The 15,754-nt window shown below is 59.8% G+C and carries 16 protein-coding genes and 1 pseudogene; 8 read left to right on the top strand and 9 right to left on the bottom strand.

Annotated elements, in window-relative coordinates; all coding sequences use genetic code 11:
• Positions 1-35: 35 nt before the first annotated feature.
• The 3 genes from ICA15_RS24390 to ICA15_RS24400 form a co-directional block, all read right to left on the bottom strand.
• Positions 36-956, bottom strand: a complete 921-nt coding sequence (locus ICA15_RS24390; protein WP_210554865.1) for a hypothetical protein — start codon at positions 954-956, stop codon at positions 36-38.
• 47 nt (positions 957-1,003) lie between these two features.
• Positions 1,004-2,083 carry an endonuclease/exonuclease/phosphatase family protein gene (locus ICA15_RS24395; protein ID WP_210554866.1) on the bottom strand — a complete coding sequence of 360 codons (1,080 nt, stop codon included), beginning with the start codon at positions 2,081-2,083 and terminating at the stop codon, positions 1,004-1,006.
• Positions 2,084-2,158: 75 nt separating this feature from the next.
• Positions 2,159-2,833 (bottom strand): YciC family protein, encoded by a 675-nt coding sequence (locus ICA15_RS24400; RefSeq protein WP_150617325.1) that lies wholly within the window; start codon positions 2,831-2,833, stop codon positions 2,159-2,161.
• Between the two features lie 178 nt (positions 2,834-3,011).
• Between ICA15_RS24400 and ICA15_RS24405 the strand changes: the two genes are divergently transcribed.
• The 3 genes from ICA15_RS24405 (at position 3,012) to ICA15_RS24415 (ending at position 5,144) form a co-directional block, all read left to right on the top strand.
• Positions 3,012-3,755 (top strand): DUF2076 domain-containing protein, encoded by a 744-nt coding sequence (locus ICA15_RS24405; RefSeq protein WP_150602250.1) that lies wholly within the window; start codon positions 3,012-3,014, stop codon positions 3,753-3,755.
• A 262-nt stretch (positions 3,756-4,017) separates the two neighbouring features.
• Positions 4,018-4,497 carry an NYN domain-containing protein gene (locus ICA15_RS24410; protein ID WP_042561201.1) on the top strand — a complete coding sequence of 160 codons (480 nt, stop codon included), beginning with the start codon at positions 4,018-4,020 and terminating at the stop codon, positions 4,495-4,497.
• A gap of 41 nt (positions 4,498-4,538) precedes the next feature.
• A complete protein-coding gene (locus ICA15_RS24415) occupies positions 4,539-5,144 on the top strand; it encodes a PolC-type DNA polymerase III (protein WP_210554867.1) in 606 nt (201 codons plus the stop codon).
• A gap of 123 nt (positions 5,145-5,267) precedes the next feature.
• On the opposite strand, the pseudogene ICA15_RS24420 reads toward ICA15_RS24415, so the two are convergent.
• Positions 5,268-5,363: pseudogene (locus tag ICA15_RS24420) on the bottom strand (Lrp/AsnC family transcriptional regulator); the annotation flags it as partial.
• Between the two features lie 128 nt (positions 5,364-5,491).
• Between ICA15_RS24420 and yedA the strand changes: the two are divergent.
• Both yedA and ICA15_RS24430 read left to right on the top strand, forming a co-directional pair.
• A complete protein-coding gene (gene yedA / locus ICA15_RS24425) occupies positions 5,492-6,427 on the top strand; it encodes a drug/metabolite exporter YedA (protein ID WP_150602148.1) in 936 nt (311 codons plus the stop codon).
• Between the two features lie 65 nt (positions 6,428-6,492).
• The gene (locus ICA15_RS24430) at positions 6,493-7,830 is read left to right on the top strand and encodes a DEAD/DEAH box helicase (RefSeq protein ID WP_150602149.1); all 1,338 of its coding nucleotides are present in this window, start codon (positions 6,493-6,495) and stop codon (positions 7,828-7,830) included.
• Between the two features lie 158 nt (positions 7,831-7,988).
• On the opposite strand, the gene ICA15_RS24435 is transcribed toward ICA15_RS24430, so the two are convergent.
• Complete coding sequence (locus tag ICA15_RS24435; RefSeq protein WP_210554868.1) at positions 7,989-9,230, bottom strand: TIGR03862 family flavoprotein; 1,242 nt, start codon at positions 9,228-9,230, stop codon at positions 7,989-7,991.
• 257 nt (positions 9,231-9,487) lie between these two features.
• Entirely contained in the window at positions 9,488-10,408 is a 921-nt protein-coding gene (locus ICA15_RS24440; RefSeq protein ID WP_210554869.1) for a histone deacetylase, read from the bottom strand.
• Positions 10,409-10,490: 82 nt separating this feature from the next.
• On the opposite strand from ICA15_RS24440, the gene ICA15_RS24445 reads away from it, so the two are divergent.
• From ICA15_RS24445 to ICA15_RS24455, 3 genes are all read left to right on the top strand, one after another.
• A complete protein-coding gene (locus ICA15_RS24445; protein WP_210554870.1) occupies positions 10,491-11,060 on the top strand; it encodes a GNAT family N-acetyltransferase in 570 nt (189 codons plus the stop codon).
• Between the two features lie 109 nt (positions 11,061-11,169).
• Positions 11,170-12,039 carry an acyl-CoA thioesterase II gene (gene tesB / locus ICA15_RS24450; protein WP_150602153.1) on the top strand — a complete coding sequence of 290 codons (870 nt, stop codon included), beginning with the start codon at positions 11,170-11,172 and terminating at the stop codon, positions 12,037-12,039.
• The gene (locus tag ICA15_RS24455) at positions 12,036-12,629 is read left to right on the top strand and encodes an HAD family hydrolase (protein WP_210554871.1); all 594 of its coding nucleotides are present in this window, start codon (positions 12,036-12,038) and stop codon (positions 12,627-12,629) included. The genes tesB and ICA15_RS24455 overlap by 4 nt, the downstream gene beginning before the upstream one ends.
• 141 nt (positions 12,630-12,770) lie before the next feature.
• Here ICA15_RS24455 and ICA15_RS24460 read toward each other — a convergent pair whose 3' ends face one another.
• The 3 genes from ICA15_RS24460 to ICA15_RS24470 form a co-directional block, all read right to left on the bottom strand.
• Positions 12,771-13,721 carry an alpha/beta fold hydrolase gene (locus tag ICA15_RS24460; RefSeq protein ID WP_210554872.1) on the bottom strand — a complete coding sequence of 317 codons (951 nt, stop codon included), beginning with the start codon at positions 13,719-13,721 and terminating at the stop codon, positions 12,771-12,773.
• Positions 13,722-14,609, bottom strand: coding sequence for a neutral zinc metallopeptidase (locus tag ICA15_RS24465; RefSeq protein WP_210554873.1), 888 nt, complete (start codon positions 14,607-14,609; stop codon positions 13,722-13,724). It lies immediately after the preceding gene.
• 134 nt (positions 14,610-14,743) lie between these two features.
• Positions 14,744-15,586, bottom strand: coding sequence for a neutral zinc metallopeptidase (locus ICA15_RS24470; protein ID WP_210554874.1), 843 nt, complete (start codon positions 15,584-15,586; stop codon positions 14,744-14,746).
• Between the last annotated feature and the right edge of the window lie 168 nt (positions 15,587-15,754).

Raw genomic sequence — 15,754 nt, forward strand, 5'->3', positions numbered from 1 at the left:
CGGCAGCTCCTACAGGATGTGAGTTGGCCACACATTCATTGCTGCGAGAAAACCGTCTTCACCCAACCCTGCAGCGTGTATTTCTCATAGATGGGTGCAGGGATGTCCACGTACGGGGTTGTGATGAAATGCTCCGGAATCACCGGGCTGTTTTCGTCGATGACCAGAATGTTCGCCGGATTGTAGAAGTCGTAATCGACAACGCTTTTGTTGGTCGTGATGACCTTTTTTCGCGAGGCCATGGCTTCGAAAAAGCGAAAGCTCAAACCGGTCTGACCCGGCTTGGAAATGTCCAGAATGATCCGCGAGCGTTTTACCAACTCGCCCACCGATTCCAGCGACATTCGCTGCTCGAAAAACGTAATGCCCGGATGAGCCCCCGGGATCGGTTTGCACTGCACCAGAAACCTGTAATCGGTAATACCGAGGCGATCGAACGCCTTCGCCAGACCTTCAAGTGCCGGCACCCGGTCCTTGCCGGCCATCACCACAAACGCCGAATAATCCCCGGGCGCACCGTCGGCAACATAATCGTCGTAAATGAAATTGTGCAGTTTTTTCAGACCGTGACTTTTGGCATTCTCCGGGTCGAATGAAAACACCTCGTCATAACTGGCCAGCTCTTCGCGAGTCATCGGCCAGCGGCTGAAGCTGTCGTAAAGGTAGGCAATTTTGCGGTCGCTGGCACTGAATCCCGCCGCTAACTGCTTCGGATCGATTTGCGCCGGGTTGATGATGAGGGCAACGTCGAATCGACCGCCTGCACCTATGGCGCGTTTGACCTGGCGCAACTGGGCCCAACGCTTGAGCGGGCGACGGATGATCTTGGGGGCTCGATCGAACGTGTTGGCCATCGCCGACGTATCAATGAAGCACACGTCGTTATCCTTCCTCAGATGGTCAGCCAATTTACGGGCATAACCGCCGATGTCCTTGCACATCAACAAGATTTTCATGCGTCTTCCATGTTGTAAATTCGAGGGCCGCTGGAGCAATGCCGTTGCTATGGGGTGGACGGGAGCAGGAAGCGGGCGATCACTGGCAAGTGATCGGAAATGCGCAAGGTATCGTCCTGGCGCACCATCGCTTCGACCCGTTTGATCTTCGGGCTGTAGAACAGATAGTCGACCGTGCGATCCGGGCCGTTGAGGCCGGGATCGTTGGGGTAGTGCGTCAGCCACTGGGCGCGATTGATGCCGCTGGCTTCGTTGTTGTTCGGGATCATCGGGTATTTGTCCCACAGCAGATGTAACTCGCTGTCGGCGGCGTAGGGCGTGCGCTGCTCGGCGGGCAAACGGCGATATTGGCCGAGGGGCAGCAGGTTGAAGTCGCCGCCGATCAGCCACGGCAAGCCTTGGCTTTCATACTTGTCGAGTACCTTGGCCACGGCCGTCACCTGCGCCTGCAAGGTGTCATTCGGTTGGCCGGGTCGTTCCAGATGCGTATTGAATACGGTCAGTTGCCCGCCATCGCTGAGCGGCAGACGGGTCGCAAGCAGGGCGTTTTTGGGCTGAAACTGGCGGCTGATGAAATTGCTCGAAGCCACCGGCAATTGCAGGCGTTCGGCATGTTCGATGCGGTAGCGGCTCAGGGTCGCCAGTTGCCGGCCGACGCTGCCAAAGATGTGGGGTTCGGGGACGAAGTCGGCTTTCCAGTCGAAAGTGCTGACGCTGCACGGATACAGATCGGCGACCCGCTCCTGCAACAGCTTGAGCTGATCCTGATAGTCGCTGGCCTTGGCGCCGTCATCCAGTTCCTGCAACAGCACCACATCGGGTTGCTCGTCGCGGATCACCCGCGCCACTTCATCGAGACTGAAGGCCATGTCTTCCAGGGTCGGCGCTTCGTCGTTGCCCTGGGCCAGATCATTCCAGAATACGTAACGCTTGCCGGCCAGGTACTGCACGTTCCAGGTCATGACTTTCAGCGCTTGCCCGGGCACCAGTGTCGGCGGGGTGCCGGTGCAACTGATCGGCAGGTTTTCCCGGGTGTCGGGGCGCCAGGTCAGGCTGAACAACAGCACGCCGATCAGCGCGATGGCGAGCACAACAAGCAACAGGGTGTAGCGCAGCAGACGGGTCATGGCTCGGCTTATAGCGTTACAGAAAGTGGCCCCGAGCATACCCGAGTGCGCGCCCGTCGCCCAAGGCCAAAGCAGTCAGACCGCGCCGCTACGTTTGTCAGGCGATTCGCTGATCAGCATGAACAGGCGAAACAGCACCACGCTGGTGAACAGTTGCAGGAAGCTGTGGGCACTGTCGATCAGGACGGCGATCACCGGGTTTTGCGGCTCTGGATAAACCGCCAGGCTCGCCCCTTTGAGCAGCCACAGCGGTGTCATCACACAGAGAATGCACAGCAGGATTCGCCAGAAATGCCCACGGGTCAGGCGCAGGCTTTCTTTCATGGCGTGCAATGGATTGAGGCCGCGCAGGACCAGCAGGTATTCGCCGAACGCCAGCATCACCATGAGGATCAGACCCGGCAGGAAGTACAGCGAAATGCCCAACAGGATCAGCAAGGTATTCAGCGCCGTGAGCAAGGCGAAGCGTGGCCACAGGGTGGCTGCCATCGCCAGCAGGTCGCGGTTGCGCGGCGACTCGCCACGGCTGCGGGCATCGAGAAACAGAATCAGCGCGGCGGTATACAACGGATAAATCACCAGGCCGACGATGATGCTGCTCGCCGCAAAGCTCTCCGGCCCGGTGGCGCGATCGACCACCTGTTGCAAAATGGCTTCGACGATCACCAGCGGCAGGCACAGCTGCACGATGCTGACCAAATGGCGTTTGAAAAAATACAGAGAGTCGCGCAGCACTTCGAAGGCATTCATCAGTCGGTATCGCAGGTCGAAAACAGTGGCTCACTTTAACCGATGATGTGCGGCGCGGCACAAACGTAAACATTCGGTAAAGGTCGTTGAAACATCCTGTCACCGTCGCCATTACAGGTGAGCACCCCGTCCAGTGTGGACGAGGGCAATGTTTTCCCCGGCAATCTACGAGGTCGCCATGAACAGCGAAGAGCAAACCCTGATCGATGGATTGTTTTCCCGGCTGCAACAGGCCGAAACGGAAGCAGCCCCGCGCGACGCCCAGGCCGAGACGCGGATCAAGGAACACCTGACACGCCAACCGGCGGCAGGTTATTTCATGACCCAGGCGATTCTGGTGCAAGAGGCAGCGCTCAAGAGCCTCGACGAACAGAACAAGCAACTGACCCGGCAAGTCCAGCAGTTGCAGGCCGAACTGCAATCGGCCAAGGCCCAAGGTGCGGCGCCGACGCCGAGCGGTGGCGGTGGTTTTCTATCGAGCATCTTTGGCGGCGGCAATTCGCGTCCGGCACCGGCCCAGAGCACCCCGGCATCCACCGGTGGCTGGCGTGAACCGGCACCGCAGCAGAACTTCAATGCGCCCGCGCCGCAACAGGGCTTCGGCGCACAGTCGCCTAACTACGCGCAACAAGCGGCTCCGGCGGCAGGCAACAGCTTTCTCGGTGGCGCATTGAAAACCGCCGCTGGCGTGGCCGGTGGCGTGATGCTGGCGCAGGGCATCAGCAGCCTGTTTCATCACAATCAGCAGCCGGAAGAAATTGTTGAAGTGATCAAGGAAGAGCCAGCGCAGGTTGCAGATCAGAGCAACAGCGGTTGGGGCGATGACCAGCGCATGGCCGGTAACGACCAGAGTGGCGTTTCCGATGCCGACTACAGCGATGACAATTCATCGTTCTTCGATGACGACGATTCCTTTGTCTAATCCACCCTTTCGAATGTGACACCGACCCTGTGGCGAGGGGATTTATCCCCGTTGGGCTGCGAAGCAGCCCCGTTTTTCAGGGGGCCGCTGCGCGCCCCAACGGGGATAAATCCCCTCGCCACAGGTCACCACTCGTCAGTGCTACCTTGGCGCCTGCCGGTGATTATTCGCTGAACCTTCCTCTTGGCTGGCATACTGAGCGCCATTTTCGGGCCTGGCGCCTGATCCCGCTTCGTGCGCTTGTGCGCTCACAGGAACTCCGGTGAAAAAAATCGCAGTGTTCGCCGACGTGCAGAACCTCTACTACACCGTGCGTCAGGCCTATGGTTGCCACTTCAACTACGCGGCGCTGTGGGCAGACATCAGCAAGGACGGGCAGATCGTCGAGGCCTACGCCTACGCGATCGACCGTGGCGACAGCAAGCAGCAGCAGTTCCAGCAGATCCTGCGCAACCTCGGCTTCATCGTGAAGCTCAAGCCGTACATCCAGCGCAGCGACGGCTCGGCCAAGGGCGACTGGGACGTGGGCATCACCCTCGACATCATGGACGCCGCCGACCACGTCGACGAAGTTGTGCTGGCGTCCGGTGATGGCGATTTCGACATGCTGCTGGAGCGCATCATCAGCAAACACGGGGTGCAAGCGGTCGCTTACGGTGTTCCCGGCCTCACCGCCAACTCGCTGATCCGCGCCGCCAGCCGTTACGTGCCGATCGAAGGCGCACTGCTACTGAAGAATTGAGCGGTTACTGAAGAATTGATTTGTACGGAGTTGAACCCGGTTTGGAACGCATTGCAGTCATCGACTTTGAAACCACTGGCCTCTCGCCAAACAGCAGCTGTCGCGCCACGGAAATCGCCGTGGTCATGCTGGAAAACGGCCGCATAGTCGAGCGTTACCAGAGCCTGATGAACGCCGGTGTGCGCGTCCCCGCGTTCATCGAACAACTGACCGGCATCAGCAACGCCATGCTGCGCACCGCGCCACCGGCAGAGCAGGTGATGAACGAGGTCAACGAGTTTGTCGGCTGCACGCCACTGGTCGCGCACAACGCTTCGTTCGACCAGAAGTTCTGGGACTTTGAGTTGGGGCGGATCAAGCGCACGCGCCTGCAAAACTTCGCCTGTTCGCTACTGTTGGCTCGCCGCTTGATGCCGGCCGCGCCGAATCACAAACTCGGCACCCTCACCACGTTCGCCCGCCTGCCACACACCGGTCAGGCTCACCGGGCGATGGCTGATGCGGAGATGGCGGCGAACTTGATGGCGCATCTGGCTGGAGAGTTGCGCCACAAGCATGGGGTCAGAGAGCTTTCTCATGATCTGCTGTGCAAATTGCAGAAAGTCCCCGCCGCGAAAGTCGGTGAGCACCTGCAACGCTATCGCTGATCCCTCAATCGCAGTAGCTTCCCTGTAGGAGCTGTCGAGTGAAACGAGGCTGCGATCTTTTGATCTTGTTTTTAAAAGCAAGATCAAAAGATCGCAGCCTGCGGCAGCTCCTACAGGAGAACTCTACTTGCCGTTGCCTTCGATGTGCCCCAGCGGCACGCGCTTTTCGATGGCGCTCGACAACACAATCGATGTCTCGCTAACCCAGAACTTCGCCACTGTCGAATCGCGGTCGATCTCCGTGATTTCCAAAGTGTACCGGCGCGATAAACAGGTTTTGTAGCTTATTTTTGCCTGCTGGCCTTTCTAGAATATCCAGTCTCCTGACTCTGACTGTCGAGTTGCTCATGTCTGCCCTGCGCCGTTTTTCCTTGCCGCTGATCGCCGCGTTTTTTGCGTTGTACGTGATTTGGGGATCGACCTATCTGGTGATCCGCATTGGCGTCGAATACTGGCCGCCGCTGATGCTCGGCGGCGTGCGCTTCGTGATTGCCGGCGCGTTGATGTACGGGTTCCTGCGCTGGCGCGGTGCGCCGGCGCCGACGTGGGCGCAGTGGAAAGCGGCGGGGATCATCGGGATTTTGCTGCTCAGCTTCGGTAACGGTGCGGTGAGTGTGGCCGAGCACTCGGGGGTGGCTTCGGGCGTGGCGGCGTTGGCGGTGGCGACGGTGCCGTTGTTCACCTTGCTCTTCGGCTATTTCTGGGGCGCACGTAATACTCGTCTCGAGTGGGCCGGGGTGGGTTTAGGCATTGTCGGCATCGCCATGCTCAACATGGGCTCGAACCTGCAATCGAGTCCGCTGGGTGCCGCGTTGCTGATTTTTGCTGCGGCGGCCTGGGCTTTCGGTTCGGTGTGGAGCCGGCATCTGCCGCTGCCGCAGGGGGCGATGGCCAGTGCCGTGGAAATGCTGGTTGGCGGTGTGGTGCTGCTGATCGGCAGTGCGCTGAGCGGCGAACGCCTGCAAGCGCTGCCGCCGATTGAAGGATGGCTGGCGCTGGCGTATCTGATTTTCTTCGGCTCGATCATCGCCTTCAATTCCTACATGTACCTGCTCAAGCACGTGCGCCCGGCGGCGGCGACCAGTTATGCCTACGTCAACCCGGCGGTAGCGGTGTTGCTCGGGATCGTGTTTGTTGGCGAGACTATTGGTATCGAAGAGGCGCTGGCGATGCTGGTGATCATCAGCGCTGTGGTGTTGATTGGCTTGCCGCAGTGGCGCCGGCCAGTACTGCCGCCAGTCGCAGCGCCGACAGCCGTTCCCGCGGAACAGCGTACGAATTAGGGTAAACTGCGCGGCATTGCACATTCGTTTTGCACAATCGCGCTGAATTTTCCTACGGTACTTCCATGACTTTCGCCTCTCTTGGCCTGATCGAACCCTTGCTGCGCTCCCTCGAGACGCTCGGCTACCAGACCCCGACGCCGGTTCAGGCGCAAGCCATTCCGGCCGTGCTGGCCGGTCGTGACCTGATGGCTGCCGCCCAGACCGGCACCGGCAAGACTGCCGGTTTCGCCTTGCCGCTGCTGCAGTTGCTGGCCATGGAAGGGCCGAAAGTCGCTGCCAATTCGGCGCGTGCGCTGATTCTGGTGCCGACCCGCGAGCTGGCCGAGCAGGTTCACGAAGCCGTGCGTCAGTACGCCGAGAACCTGCCGTTGCGCACTTACGCGGTGTACGGCGGTGTCAGCATCAATCCGCAGATGATGAAGCTGCGCGGCGGCGTTGATGTGCTGGTCGCCACGCCCGGTCGCCTGATCGACCTGTTCCGCCAGAACGCGCTGAAACTCGATCAGTTGCAGACTCTGGTGCTGGATGAAGCCGATCGTATGCTCGACCTGGGCTTCTCCGAAGAACTGGCGAACATTTACCGCATGCTGCCGAAAAAGCGCCAGACCCTGCTGTTCTCCGCGACCTTCTCTGATGACATCCGCCTGCTGGCCGGGCAGATGCTCAACGATCCGCTGAGCGTTGAAGTCAGCCCGCGCAACGTTGCGGCCAACACCGTCAAGCAGTGGGTGGTAACGGTCGACAAGAAGCGCAAGGCTGAACTGTTCGTGCACTTGATGCGCAAGAACAAGTGGAAGCAAGTGCTGGTATTCGCCAAGACCCGCAACGGCGTCGATGCACTGGTGGAAAAACTGCAGGGGCTGGGCGTCAACGCGGACGGTATCCACGGTGATAAACCGCAAGCGACCCGTCAGCGTGCGCTGGATCGTTTCAAACTCAGCGAAGTGCAGATTCTGGTGGCCACCGATGTCGCGGCCCGTGGTCTGGATATCGAAGATCTGCCGCTGGTGATCAACTTCGACCTGCCGATTGTCGCCGAGGATTACATTCACCGGATCGGCCGTACTGGCCGTGCGGGTGCGACCGGCGAGGCGATTTCGCTGGTGTGCGCGGACGAAGTGAACATGTTGTCGGCGATTGAAATGCTGACGCGTCAGACGTTGAAACGTCAGAACGAGCCGGATTTCGAGCCTGAGCACCGCGTGCCGGATACCGATGCCAGCGGTCAGGTGATCAAGAAGCCGAAGAAACCGAAAAAGCCGAAAACCTCCGGCGGTGGCGGCAAGCGCAATCTCGGTAAGTGGGTCGATAGCGGCGAGACTCAGGCGCCGGAGCCTTCGATCAAGCCTGTGCGCAAGGTGCCGGTGTTTAACACTGGGCCGCGTAAGCGTAAGCCTTAAAAGTCGCGGAGCCTGTCAGGCAGGCCCAATCACTTCGACGCAGCGCGATACCCCTGTAGGAGCTGCGGCACGCTGCGATCTTTTGATCTTGCTTCAAGAAAGATCAAAAGATCGCAGCCTCGTTTCACTCGACAGCTCCTACAGGTTTTGTGCTGTCTTCAGTCCTGACGCTGTAACCACTCCACCATCCCCAACCCCGCAGCCCGCCCACTGGCAAAACACCCCGTCAGCAAATAACCGCCCGTCGGCGCTTCCCAATCCAGCATCTCGCCCGCGCAGAAAACTCCCGGCAATGCCTTGAGCATCAGTCGCTCATCCATCGCCTCGAACGTCACGCCACCCGCACTGCTGATCGCTTCATCCAGCGGACGGGTTTTCACCACGGTCAGTGGCAATGCCTTGATCGCCCGGGCCAACAACGCCGGATCAGCGAATGCTGCAGCGTCAGTCAATTCACGCAGCAGCGCCGCTTTCACCCCATCAATCCCGACCTGACTGTGCAAGTGCTTGGACATCGAGCGCGAGCCACGCGGTTTGCTCAACGCAGCCTGGATTTTATCCACAGGCCGGCCCGGCAGCAGGTCAATGTGAATGGTCGCTGAGCCGTGCGCGTTGATCGCCTCACGCATCGGTGCCGACAACGCGTAGATCAAACTTCCTTCAATGCCGGTCGCGGTGATCACGCATTCGCCCAAGCGGGGAATGTCGTCGTTCAAGCCGATGGCGATATTTTTCAGCGGCGCGCCGGCGAATTTGCTTACAAGCAATTCGCTCCATGCCTGCACCTCGAAGCCGCAGTTACTTGGCTGCAATGGCGCCAGTCCTACACCGCGCTGTTCCAGCGCCAGCATCCAGGCACCGTCGGAACCGAGTCGCGACCAACTGCCGCCGCCGAGGGCGAGCAGGGTGGCGTCGGGTTTGAGGGTTTTCTCGCCTTCCGGGCTGTCGATGCGCAACGCGCCTTGTTCATCCCAACCGAGCCAGCGATGGCGGGTGTGGATAACTACGCCGCTGTCGCGCAGACGCTTGAGCCAGGCGCGCAGCAACGGGGCGGCTTTCATGTCGGTGGGGAATACACGGCCGGAGCTGCCGATGAAGGTTTCGATGCCCAGATCGTGAATCCAGCGGCACAACGCATCGGCATCGAAGCTGCGCAGCAACGGGGCGATTTGCGGTGCACGTTCGGCGTAGCGCGAAAGGAACGCCGGGTAGGCTTCGGAATGGGTGATGTTCATGCCGCCGACGCCTGCCAGCAGAAACTTGCGGCCCACCGAGGGCATGCCGTCGTACAAATCGACGCGTACTCCGGCCTGGCTCAGCACTTCGGCGGCCATCAGGCCGGCAGGTCCACCGCCGATGATGGCGACGTGAGCGGGGGAGGAGGCGGTGTTCTGAGTCATGGCGTGCGCTGCGGTATGGCGGGATAAGGCGCGCATTCTAACAGCCGGGATCTTTGTAGGAGCTGCCGAAGGCTGCGATCTTTTGCTGTTGATTTTTAGGGCCAAGTGCAAAAGATCGCAGCCTTCGGCAGCTCCTACAGGGTTGTGGTTAAAAAGTGATCAGCGCGCTGTACGCTATGTTCGCTGTGGCCTGTAGTCCCTTTCACTCAGGTTATCCACAGGCAGTTCCACAGCGATTGTGGGTAACGCAGCACAGCTCAATGACAACCGTGTGACGTCCAGACCCGCTGCGCGCTGTGATGAAGAATGCCGTGGCGGCGGGCGAGGGCGTGGCGATCCTTGCTGTAGCCGCCGCCGATCACGCCGACCACCGGGATGTCGCGGCCCAGACAATGGCGCATCACGCGTTCATCGCGGGCGGCGACACCTTCGTCGGTCAGTTGCAAATAACCGAGGGCGTCGTCTTTGTGCACATCGACGCCGGCGTCATACAGCACCAGATCCGGTTGATAAAGCGGCAGCAGATAGTTGAGCGTGTCGTCGACGACTTTCAAATAGTCGCCATCGCCCATGCCTTTGGGCAGCGGAATGTCCCAGTCACTTTCGGCTTTGCGTGCAGGAAAATTCTTCTCGCAGTGCAGCGAAACGGTAATCGCCTCCGGGGTGTCATGCAGGATGCGCGCGGTGCCGTCACCCTGATGCACGTCGCAATCGAAGATCAGCACGCGATTGACCCGGCCGCTTTGCAGCAGGTATTGGCTGATGATCGCCAGGTCATTGAAGATGCAGAACCCGGCCGGGTAGTCGTAATGCGCGTGATGGGTGCCACCCGCCAGATGACAAGCCAAGCCATGTTCCAGGGCTTTTTCCGCCGCCAGAATCGAACCGCCGACCGCCCGCACCGTGCGCCGCGCCAGTGCTTCGTTCCACGGCAGGCCGAGGCGCCGCTGGTCCTCGCGAGACAACTCGCCGCTCATGTAGCGTTCGATATAGCTACGGTCATGCGCCAGCGCGAGGATGTCGTTGGGACAGATCTCGGGGCGCAGCAGATCGGCGTCACGGGTCAGGCCGCTGTCGACCAGGTGATCGCGCAATAGACGAAACTTGTCCATGGGAAAGCGGTGATCCGCTGGGAACTCGGGGCTGTAGTCTTCGTGGTAGATCAGCGGCAATGGCATGGCTTTTTCGCGTGGGAACGTTGGAAAGAGTGAAGGATCCTACCAGCGATGTAGACTTGCGGCATGGAAACGGAGGGGCACGATGGAGCCGATACTGCAACTGGAAAGCGCACGCCTGCTGATGCGTCAGTGGCAGGACGAGGATTTGCCGGCATTTGCGGCGATGTGTGCCGATCCTCAGGTCATGCGCTACTTTCCGGCACCCTTGAGCCGACTGGAAAGTGCCGCGCTGATCGGCCGGGTACGCGGACATTTTGCCGAGCATGGCTACGGTTTGTGGGCGCTGGAGCGCAAGGACAGCGGCGAGTTCATCGGTTTCACCGGGCTGGGTGTCGTCGGTTTCGACGCGTCATTCACGCCGGCAGTGGAAATCGGCTGGCGTCTGGCCAAGGAACATTGGGGCCTGGGTTACGCCAGTGAAGCGGCGTGGACCGCTCTGCGCTGCGGCTTTGATCGATTGGCCTTGAAAGAGATCGTGTCTTTCACCGCACAAAGCAATCTGCCATCGGAGAAAGTCATGCAGGCGATCGGCATGCATCACGCGCCGGCCGATGACTTTGATCATCCGAAACTCCCCGTCGATCACCCGTTAAAAAGGCATGTGCTGTATCGCATCACCCGGGAACAATGGCTGCAAACCTTGCATGGATAAGCCGACACGGACGTTTACAATGGCCGCCAAATCATTGGCCTGCGCCAGAATCTGAATCGACCGCCGTAGCCAAGACTGCGCGGTATAGCTTTGTGTGAGGAGAGCCTGAATGAGCCAAGTGTTGGAAGATCTGGTCGATTTGCTGACCCTGGAACCGATCGAAGAAAACCTCTTCCGTGGCCGCAGCCAGGACCTGGGTTTCCGTCAGTTGTTCGGTGGTCAGGTGCTCGGCCAGTCGCTGTCGGCGGCCAGTCAGACCGTTGAAGAAACCCGCCATGTGCATTCGATGCACGGCTATTTTCTGCGTCCGGGCGATGCCAAGTTGCCGGTGGTCTATTCGGTTGATCGCGTGCGCGATGGCGGCAGCTTCAGCACTCGTCGTGTGACGGCAATCCAGAAGGGCCATCCGATCTTCACGTGCAGTGCTTCCTTTCAGTACGACGAAGAAGGCTTCGAGCACCAGACCCAGATGCCAGTCGTGGTCGGCCCGGAAAACCTGCCGTCGGAGCTGGAGCTGACTCAGCAGCGTGCGCACCTGATCCCCGAGCACATGCGCGAAAAACTGCTGTGTCCGAAGCCGATCGAAGTGCGCCCGGTCACCGAAAAAGACCCGTATAACCCGCAGCCGGCGGATCCGGTGAAATACGTGTGGTTTCGCGCCGACGGTGCGTTGGCCGACATTCCGGCGCTGCACAAATACCTGCTGGCCTACGCCTCGGACTTCGGTCTGCTGACCACCTCGATGCTGCCTCACGGCAAATCGGTCTGGCAGAAAGACATGCAGGTCGCCAGCCTTGATCACGCGCTGTGGTTCCACAATGACCTGCGTGCCGATGACTGGTTGCTCTATGCGATGGACAGTCCGTGGGCCGGCAACTCGCGCGGATTCTCCCGTGGCAGCGTGTTCAACCGTGCCGGGCAACTGGTTGCTTCGGTGACCCAGGAAGGCCTGATTCGGCATCGCAAGGATTGGGCATGAGCCTGGCCGAAGTCCGTCACTGGGTGTTCGACATGGACGGCACCCTGACCGTCGCGGTGCATGACTTCGCAGCGATTCGCGTGGCGCTGGCGATTCCGCCCGAGGACGACATTCTCACCCATCTCGCCGCATTGCCGGCCGATGAAGCGGCGGCAAAGCATGCGTGGCTGCTTGAACACGAGCGCGATCTGGCCTTGGGTTCGACCCCGGCGACGGGCGCGGTGGAGCTGGTGCGTGATCTGCATTCGCGCGGTTATCGCCTCGGCATTCTGACCCGTAACGCGCGCGAACTGGCGCATGTGACGCTGGAGGCAATCGGCCTGGCTGACTGCTTTGCCGTCGACGATGTGCTGGGCCGTGATGAAGCACCACCGAAGCCGCACCCGGGTGGTTTGCTGAAACTGGCCGAGGCGTGGAATGTGCCGGCCAGTGAGATGGTGATGGTCGGCGACTACCGCTTTGATCTGGATTGCGGCCGTGCGGCGGGCGCACGCACGGTGCTGGTCAATCTGCCGGATAACCCGTGGCCGGAACTGACGGATTGGCATGCGCAGGATTGTGTCGAGTTGCGGCGGATGTTGCTCACCTGATATCCCGGTTGTTTGATCTGGCCTCATCGCTGGCAAGCCAGCTCCCACAGGGATTTTCAGCGGATGCAAAATGTGTGTCCGACACAACCCACTGTGGGAGCTGGCTTGCCAGCGATGGCGCCAGATCATTCAATACAGGACTTACTCGAACAACGCTTTCTGCCCCTCCGGCGACGTCAGCATCTCATCGCCGTTATGCCCAACCCCCGGCACCTCAACCAGGCGCTGATTCACCCCTTCCGGATGGCGGCGCAGCAAGTAGCCGAAAAACAGCTTGCCCCGCTCCAGGCGAAAAGCCCCCTGCGCTTTTGCCGAGCAACTCTTGTCCAGCGCCGGATGCTGTGGGTCGATGTCCTGCTGGCCGAGCAGATAAATTACCTCGCGTTTGATGTAACTGCTTTCAAGCTGCAGCGGCGTTTGCCCACCGGCATACACCGGCATGTCTGACAGACCGTACTTCCAGCGATTGAAGCCCGGACATTGCGCGTGATCGAATGCCACGGGCCGCTGTTCATTGAAATAGGCGTACGAGGAAGGATTCGCCACCACGTAACGCAGGCGAATGCCGTTGGCCTTGAGCGCAGGCTGATCCTTGGCGAGCAGGGCATAACGCTGCACCACCTGGCCTCCGCCGGAATGGCCAAAAATCACGATCTGCTTGACGTCCGGAAACTGTTTGCGATCGGTGATACGGGCGACGATTTCGTCCAGCGCCGCATAGGAACTCAAAGGATTCGGACCTGTGGATAAACCGCCGCCCATCCACTCGTTGCCTTTCCAGCGCAACACTGTCGCGGGCAAAGAGTACAAGGGCACGTCACTTTCATTGAGAAACTGCGGGGCGATCACCAGCGTGTGCGCGGTTTGCCCCGCCAGTTCAGCTGCGCTTTCGGCGCTCTTGCGATAGGTCTCGGCGTTGCGCAGGCGACCGTGAATGACGATCAGCACACGCTCGATTTTCTCCGGCGCAGGGCCGATACCCACCGCCATTTCCCCGGCCTTGAGTTGCAATCGCCCGGGGCTGATAGCGTCGACGCCAGCCGCTTGCGCGGTGCTGCCGACGATCAGTAAAGCCAAAAGCCATTTATGCATTTACAGGTTTTTCGCCGCAAAGGTGTCGCACTGGCTGACCTGGCCCTGCGCGAATCCGGTTTTGAACCAGCGCACCCTTTGCGCCGACGTACCGTGAGTGAACGAGTCCGGCACCACACGGCCCTGACCCTGTTGTTGCAAGCGATCATCACCGATGGCGTTGGCCGCGTTCATGGCTTCTTCAATGTCACCCGGTTCCAGCCAGTTCAGGCGCTTCTGCGCGCTGTAGGCCCAGACGCCGGCCAGACAATCGGCCTGCAGTTCCTGACGCACCAGCAAGCCACCGTCACCTTCCATCTGCCGACCTTGCTGACGGGCTGTCTGAATTTTCGCCGAGACACCGAGAAGCGTCTGCACGTGATGTCCGACTTCGTGAGCGATCACGTAGGCCTGGGCGAAGTCGCCGGCGGCCTTGAAGCGTTGCGACATTTCCTGGAAGAACGACATGTCCAGATAGACTTTCTGGTCGGCCGGGCAGTAGAACGGGCCGGTGGCCGAGGTGGCCAGGCCGCACGCGGAGTTGACCCGATTGCTGAACAGCACCAGGGTCGGATCCTTATATTGCCGGCCAGCCTGCTGGAAAATCGTGCCCCAGGTGTCTTCGGTATCACCGAGGATCGAGCGCACGAACTCTGCCTGTTCATCATTGGCCGGCGGTGCCTGGCGGGTCTGCGAAGTGGCTGCCGGTTGTTCGGACATTTGCCCGGTGAGCTGGCCGAGGATCTGCAGCGGGTCTTGCCCGGTGATCCAGCCGATGCCGACGATCAGCAGAATCGCCCCGATGCTCAGGCCCTTGCCGCCGCCAAAGCGCATGCCACCGCCACCGCCGGCATCATCACCACGGGCATCGACGACGTTGTCACTGCGTCGGCCTTTTTTCCATAGCATGTGGGAATCCTCTATTGAACGTGATGATGAGTGTTGCTGGTGCGTGAGTATGGCGCCAGTCCGGTCGTCAGACACCCGGGTTGGCCCGGCGGTTCTATCGTCGTGTAAATCCGGACTCATGTACGGAATTGGCACTATAACGTCGCGCTATCAATAGTTGCGCATTCTCCATTCCTGTCAAAGCCGGTTTTAAACCATTTGACTCGTTGTTCGGATGTGCCATGGGTGTAGTGCTTCGGGGCGACTCCGTATCTGTCGTCACCTAACGCGCGCGCAACCGTCAAGGCTTCCTCGATATCTCCCGGTTCCAGCCAGTTGAACTTCTCTTGTGCAGCGCGAGCCCAGGCCCCCGCCAGGCAGTCTGCCTGCAACTCCGCGCGGACACTGAGACCGTTTTCTCCGGCGATGGATTCGCCTCTGTCATCGGCGTCCTGAATTTTCTTCAAGTGTCCTGATAGGCTCTGGACGTGGTGCGCGACCTCATGGGCGATGACGTACGCCTGGGCGAAATCGCTGACGGTCGAAGAGATGGCCGCCTGTCGCGCGAGGGAGTCGAGGTTGATAAAGATTTTTTGATCGGGTGGGCAATACATCGGGCCGTCCACACCTGTGCGCAATACACCGCAGGTCGTCGAAGTATTTACGTCATACAGAACCAGAGTTGGCGGCGAATATAGTTTCCCGTGATTTGCCAAAAGCTCACTCCATATCTCTTCGGTACTTCCCAGCACCGCCTCCACGAAAGAGCGATGCGGATCGTCTTTGGCATAAGGTAAGAACACCGCATCAATCTCGCCCTTCGTCGAGGCGACCGGTGCTGGGTCTTTTGCCGACTCCCCCATCCAGTAAACGCCAGAGCCGGCTCCAATGGAGGCGAGCAGGCCTGCAGTCAGCAGAGCCCCCGTTTTGCTATGGACCCGGTTGTCCTTCCTTTGGTCGTCCACGTTTTGGCTGGGTTTTGGTTTATTCCATAACATTGTGCGTATCTCTCATAGGTTGATCAGGCGGAAATCGCCAGGCCTATGAATAACCGCGGTGGTCAATTGCTTGCAGGGCAAATCTGTAAAAGCGCGTAAGACGATTCCAGCCAAAAAGACCAAAGTGCTTTTTTTCCGTATTAACTTGTCGAAGTTGCCTATGTCATA

Origin of the sequence: Pseudomonas sp. P116 (genome assembly GCF_020149425.1) — a bacterium.
In the GTDB taxonomy this organism is placed as follows: Bacteria; Pseudomonadota; Gammaproteobacteria; order Pseudomonadales; family Pseudomonadaceae; genus Aquipseudomonas; species Aquipseudomonas anatoliensis.

Excerpts from the sequence above, each read along its gene's own strand:
- ICA15_RS24440 (WP_210554869.1), bottom strand. The coding sequence starts at position 10,408 with ATGCCATTGCCGCTGATCTACCACGAAGACTACAGCCCCGAGTTCCCA.
- ICA15_RS24465 (WP_210554873.1), bottom strand. The coding sequence starts at position 14,609 with ATGCTATGGAAAAAAGGCCGACGCAGTGACAACGTCGTCGATGCCCGT.
- ICA15_RS24430 (WP_150602149.1), top strand. The coding sequence starts at position 6,493 with ATGACTTTCGCCTCTCTTGGCCTGATCGAACCCTTGCTGCGCTCCCTC.
- ICA15_RS24400 (WP_150617325.1), bottom strand. The coding sequence starts at position 2,833 with ATGAATGCCTTCGAAGTGCTGCGCGACTCTCTGTATTTTTTCAAACGC.
- ICA15_RS24445 (WP_210554870.1), top strand. The coding sequence starts at position 10,491 with ATGGAGCCGATACTGCAACTGGAAAGCGCACGCCTGCTGATGCGTCAG.
- ICA15_RS24460 (WP_210554872.1), bottom strand. The coding sequence starts at position 13,721 with ATGCATAAATGGCTTTTGGCTTTACTGATCGTCGGCAGCACCGCGCAA.
- ICA15_RS24470 (WP_210554874.1), bottom strand. The coding sequence starts at position 15,586 with ATGTTATGGAATAAACCAAAACCCAGCCAAAACGTGGACGACCAAAGG.
- tesB (WP_150602153.1), top strand. The coding sequence starts at position 11,170 with ATGAGCCAAGTGTTGGAAGATCTGGTCGATTTGCTGACCCTGGAACCG.
- ICA15_RS24405 (WP_150602250.1), top strand. The coding sequence starts at position 3,012 with ATGAACAGCGAAGAGCAAACCCTGATCGATGGATTGTTTTCCCGGCTG.
- ICA15_RS24455 (WP_210554871.1), top strand. The coding sequence starts at position 12,036 with ATGAGCCTGGCCGAAGTCCGTCACTGGGTGTTCGACATGGACGGCACC.
- ICA15_RS24435 (WP_210554868.1), bottom strand. The coding sequence starts at position 9,230 with ATGACTCAGAACACCGCCTCCTCCCCCGCTCACGTCGCCATCATCGGC.
- yedA (WP_150602148.1), top strand. The coding sequence starts at position 5,492 with ATGTCTGCCCTGCGCCGTTTTTCCTTGCCGCTGATCGCCGCGTTTTTT.
- ICA15_RS24395 (WP_210554866.1), bottom strand. The coding sequence starts at position 2,083 with ATGACCCGTCTGCTGCGCTACACCCTGTTGCTTGTTGTGCTCGCCATC.
- ICA15_RS24390 (WP_210554865.1), bottom strand. The coding sequence starts at position 956 with ATGAAAATCTTGTTGATGTGCAAGGACATCGGCGGTTATGCCCGTAAA.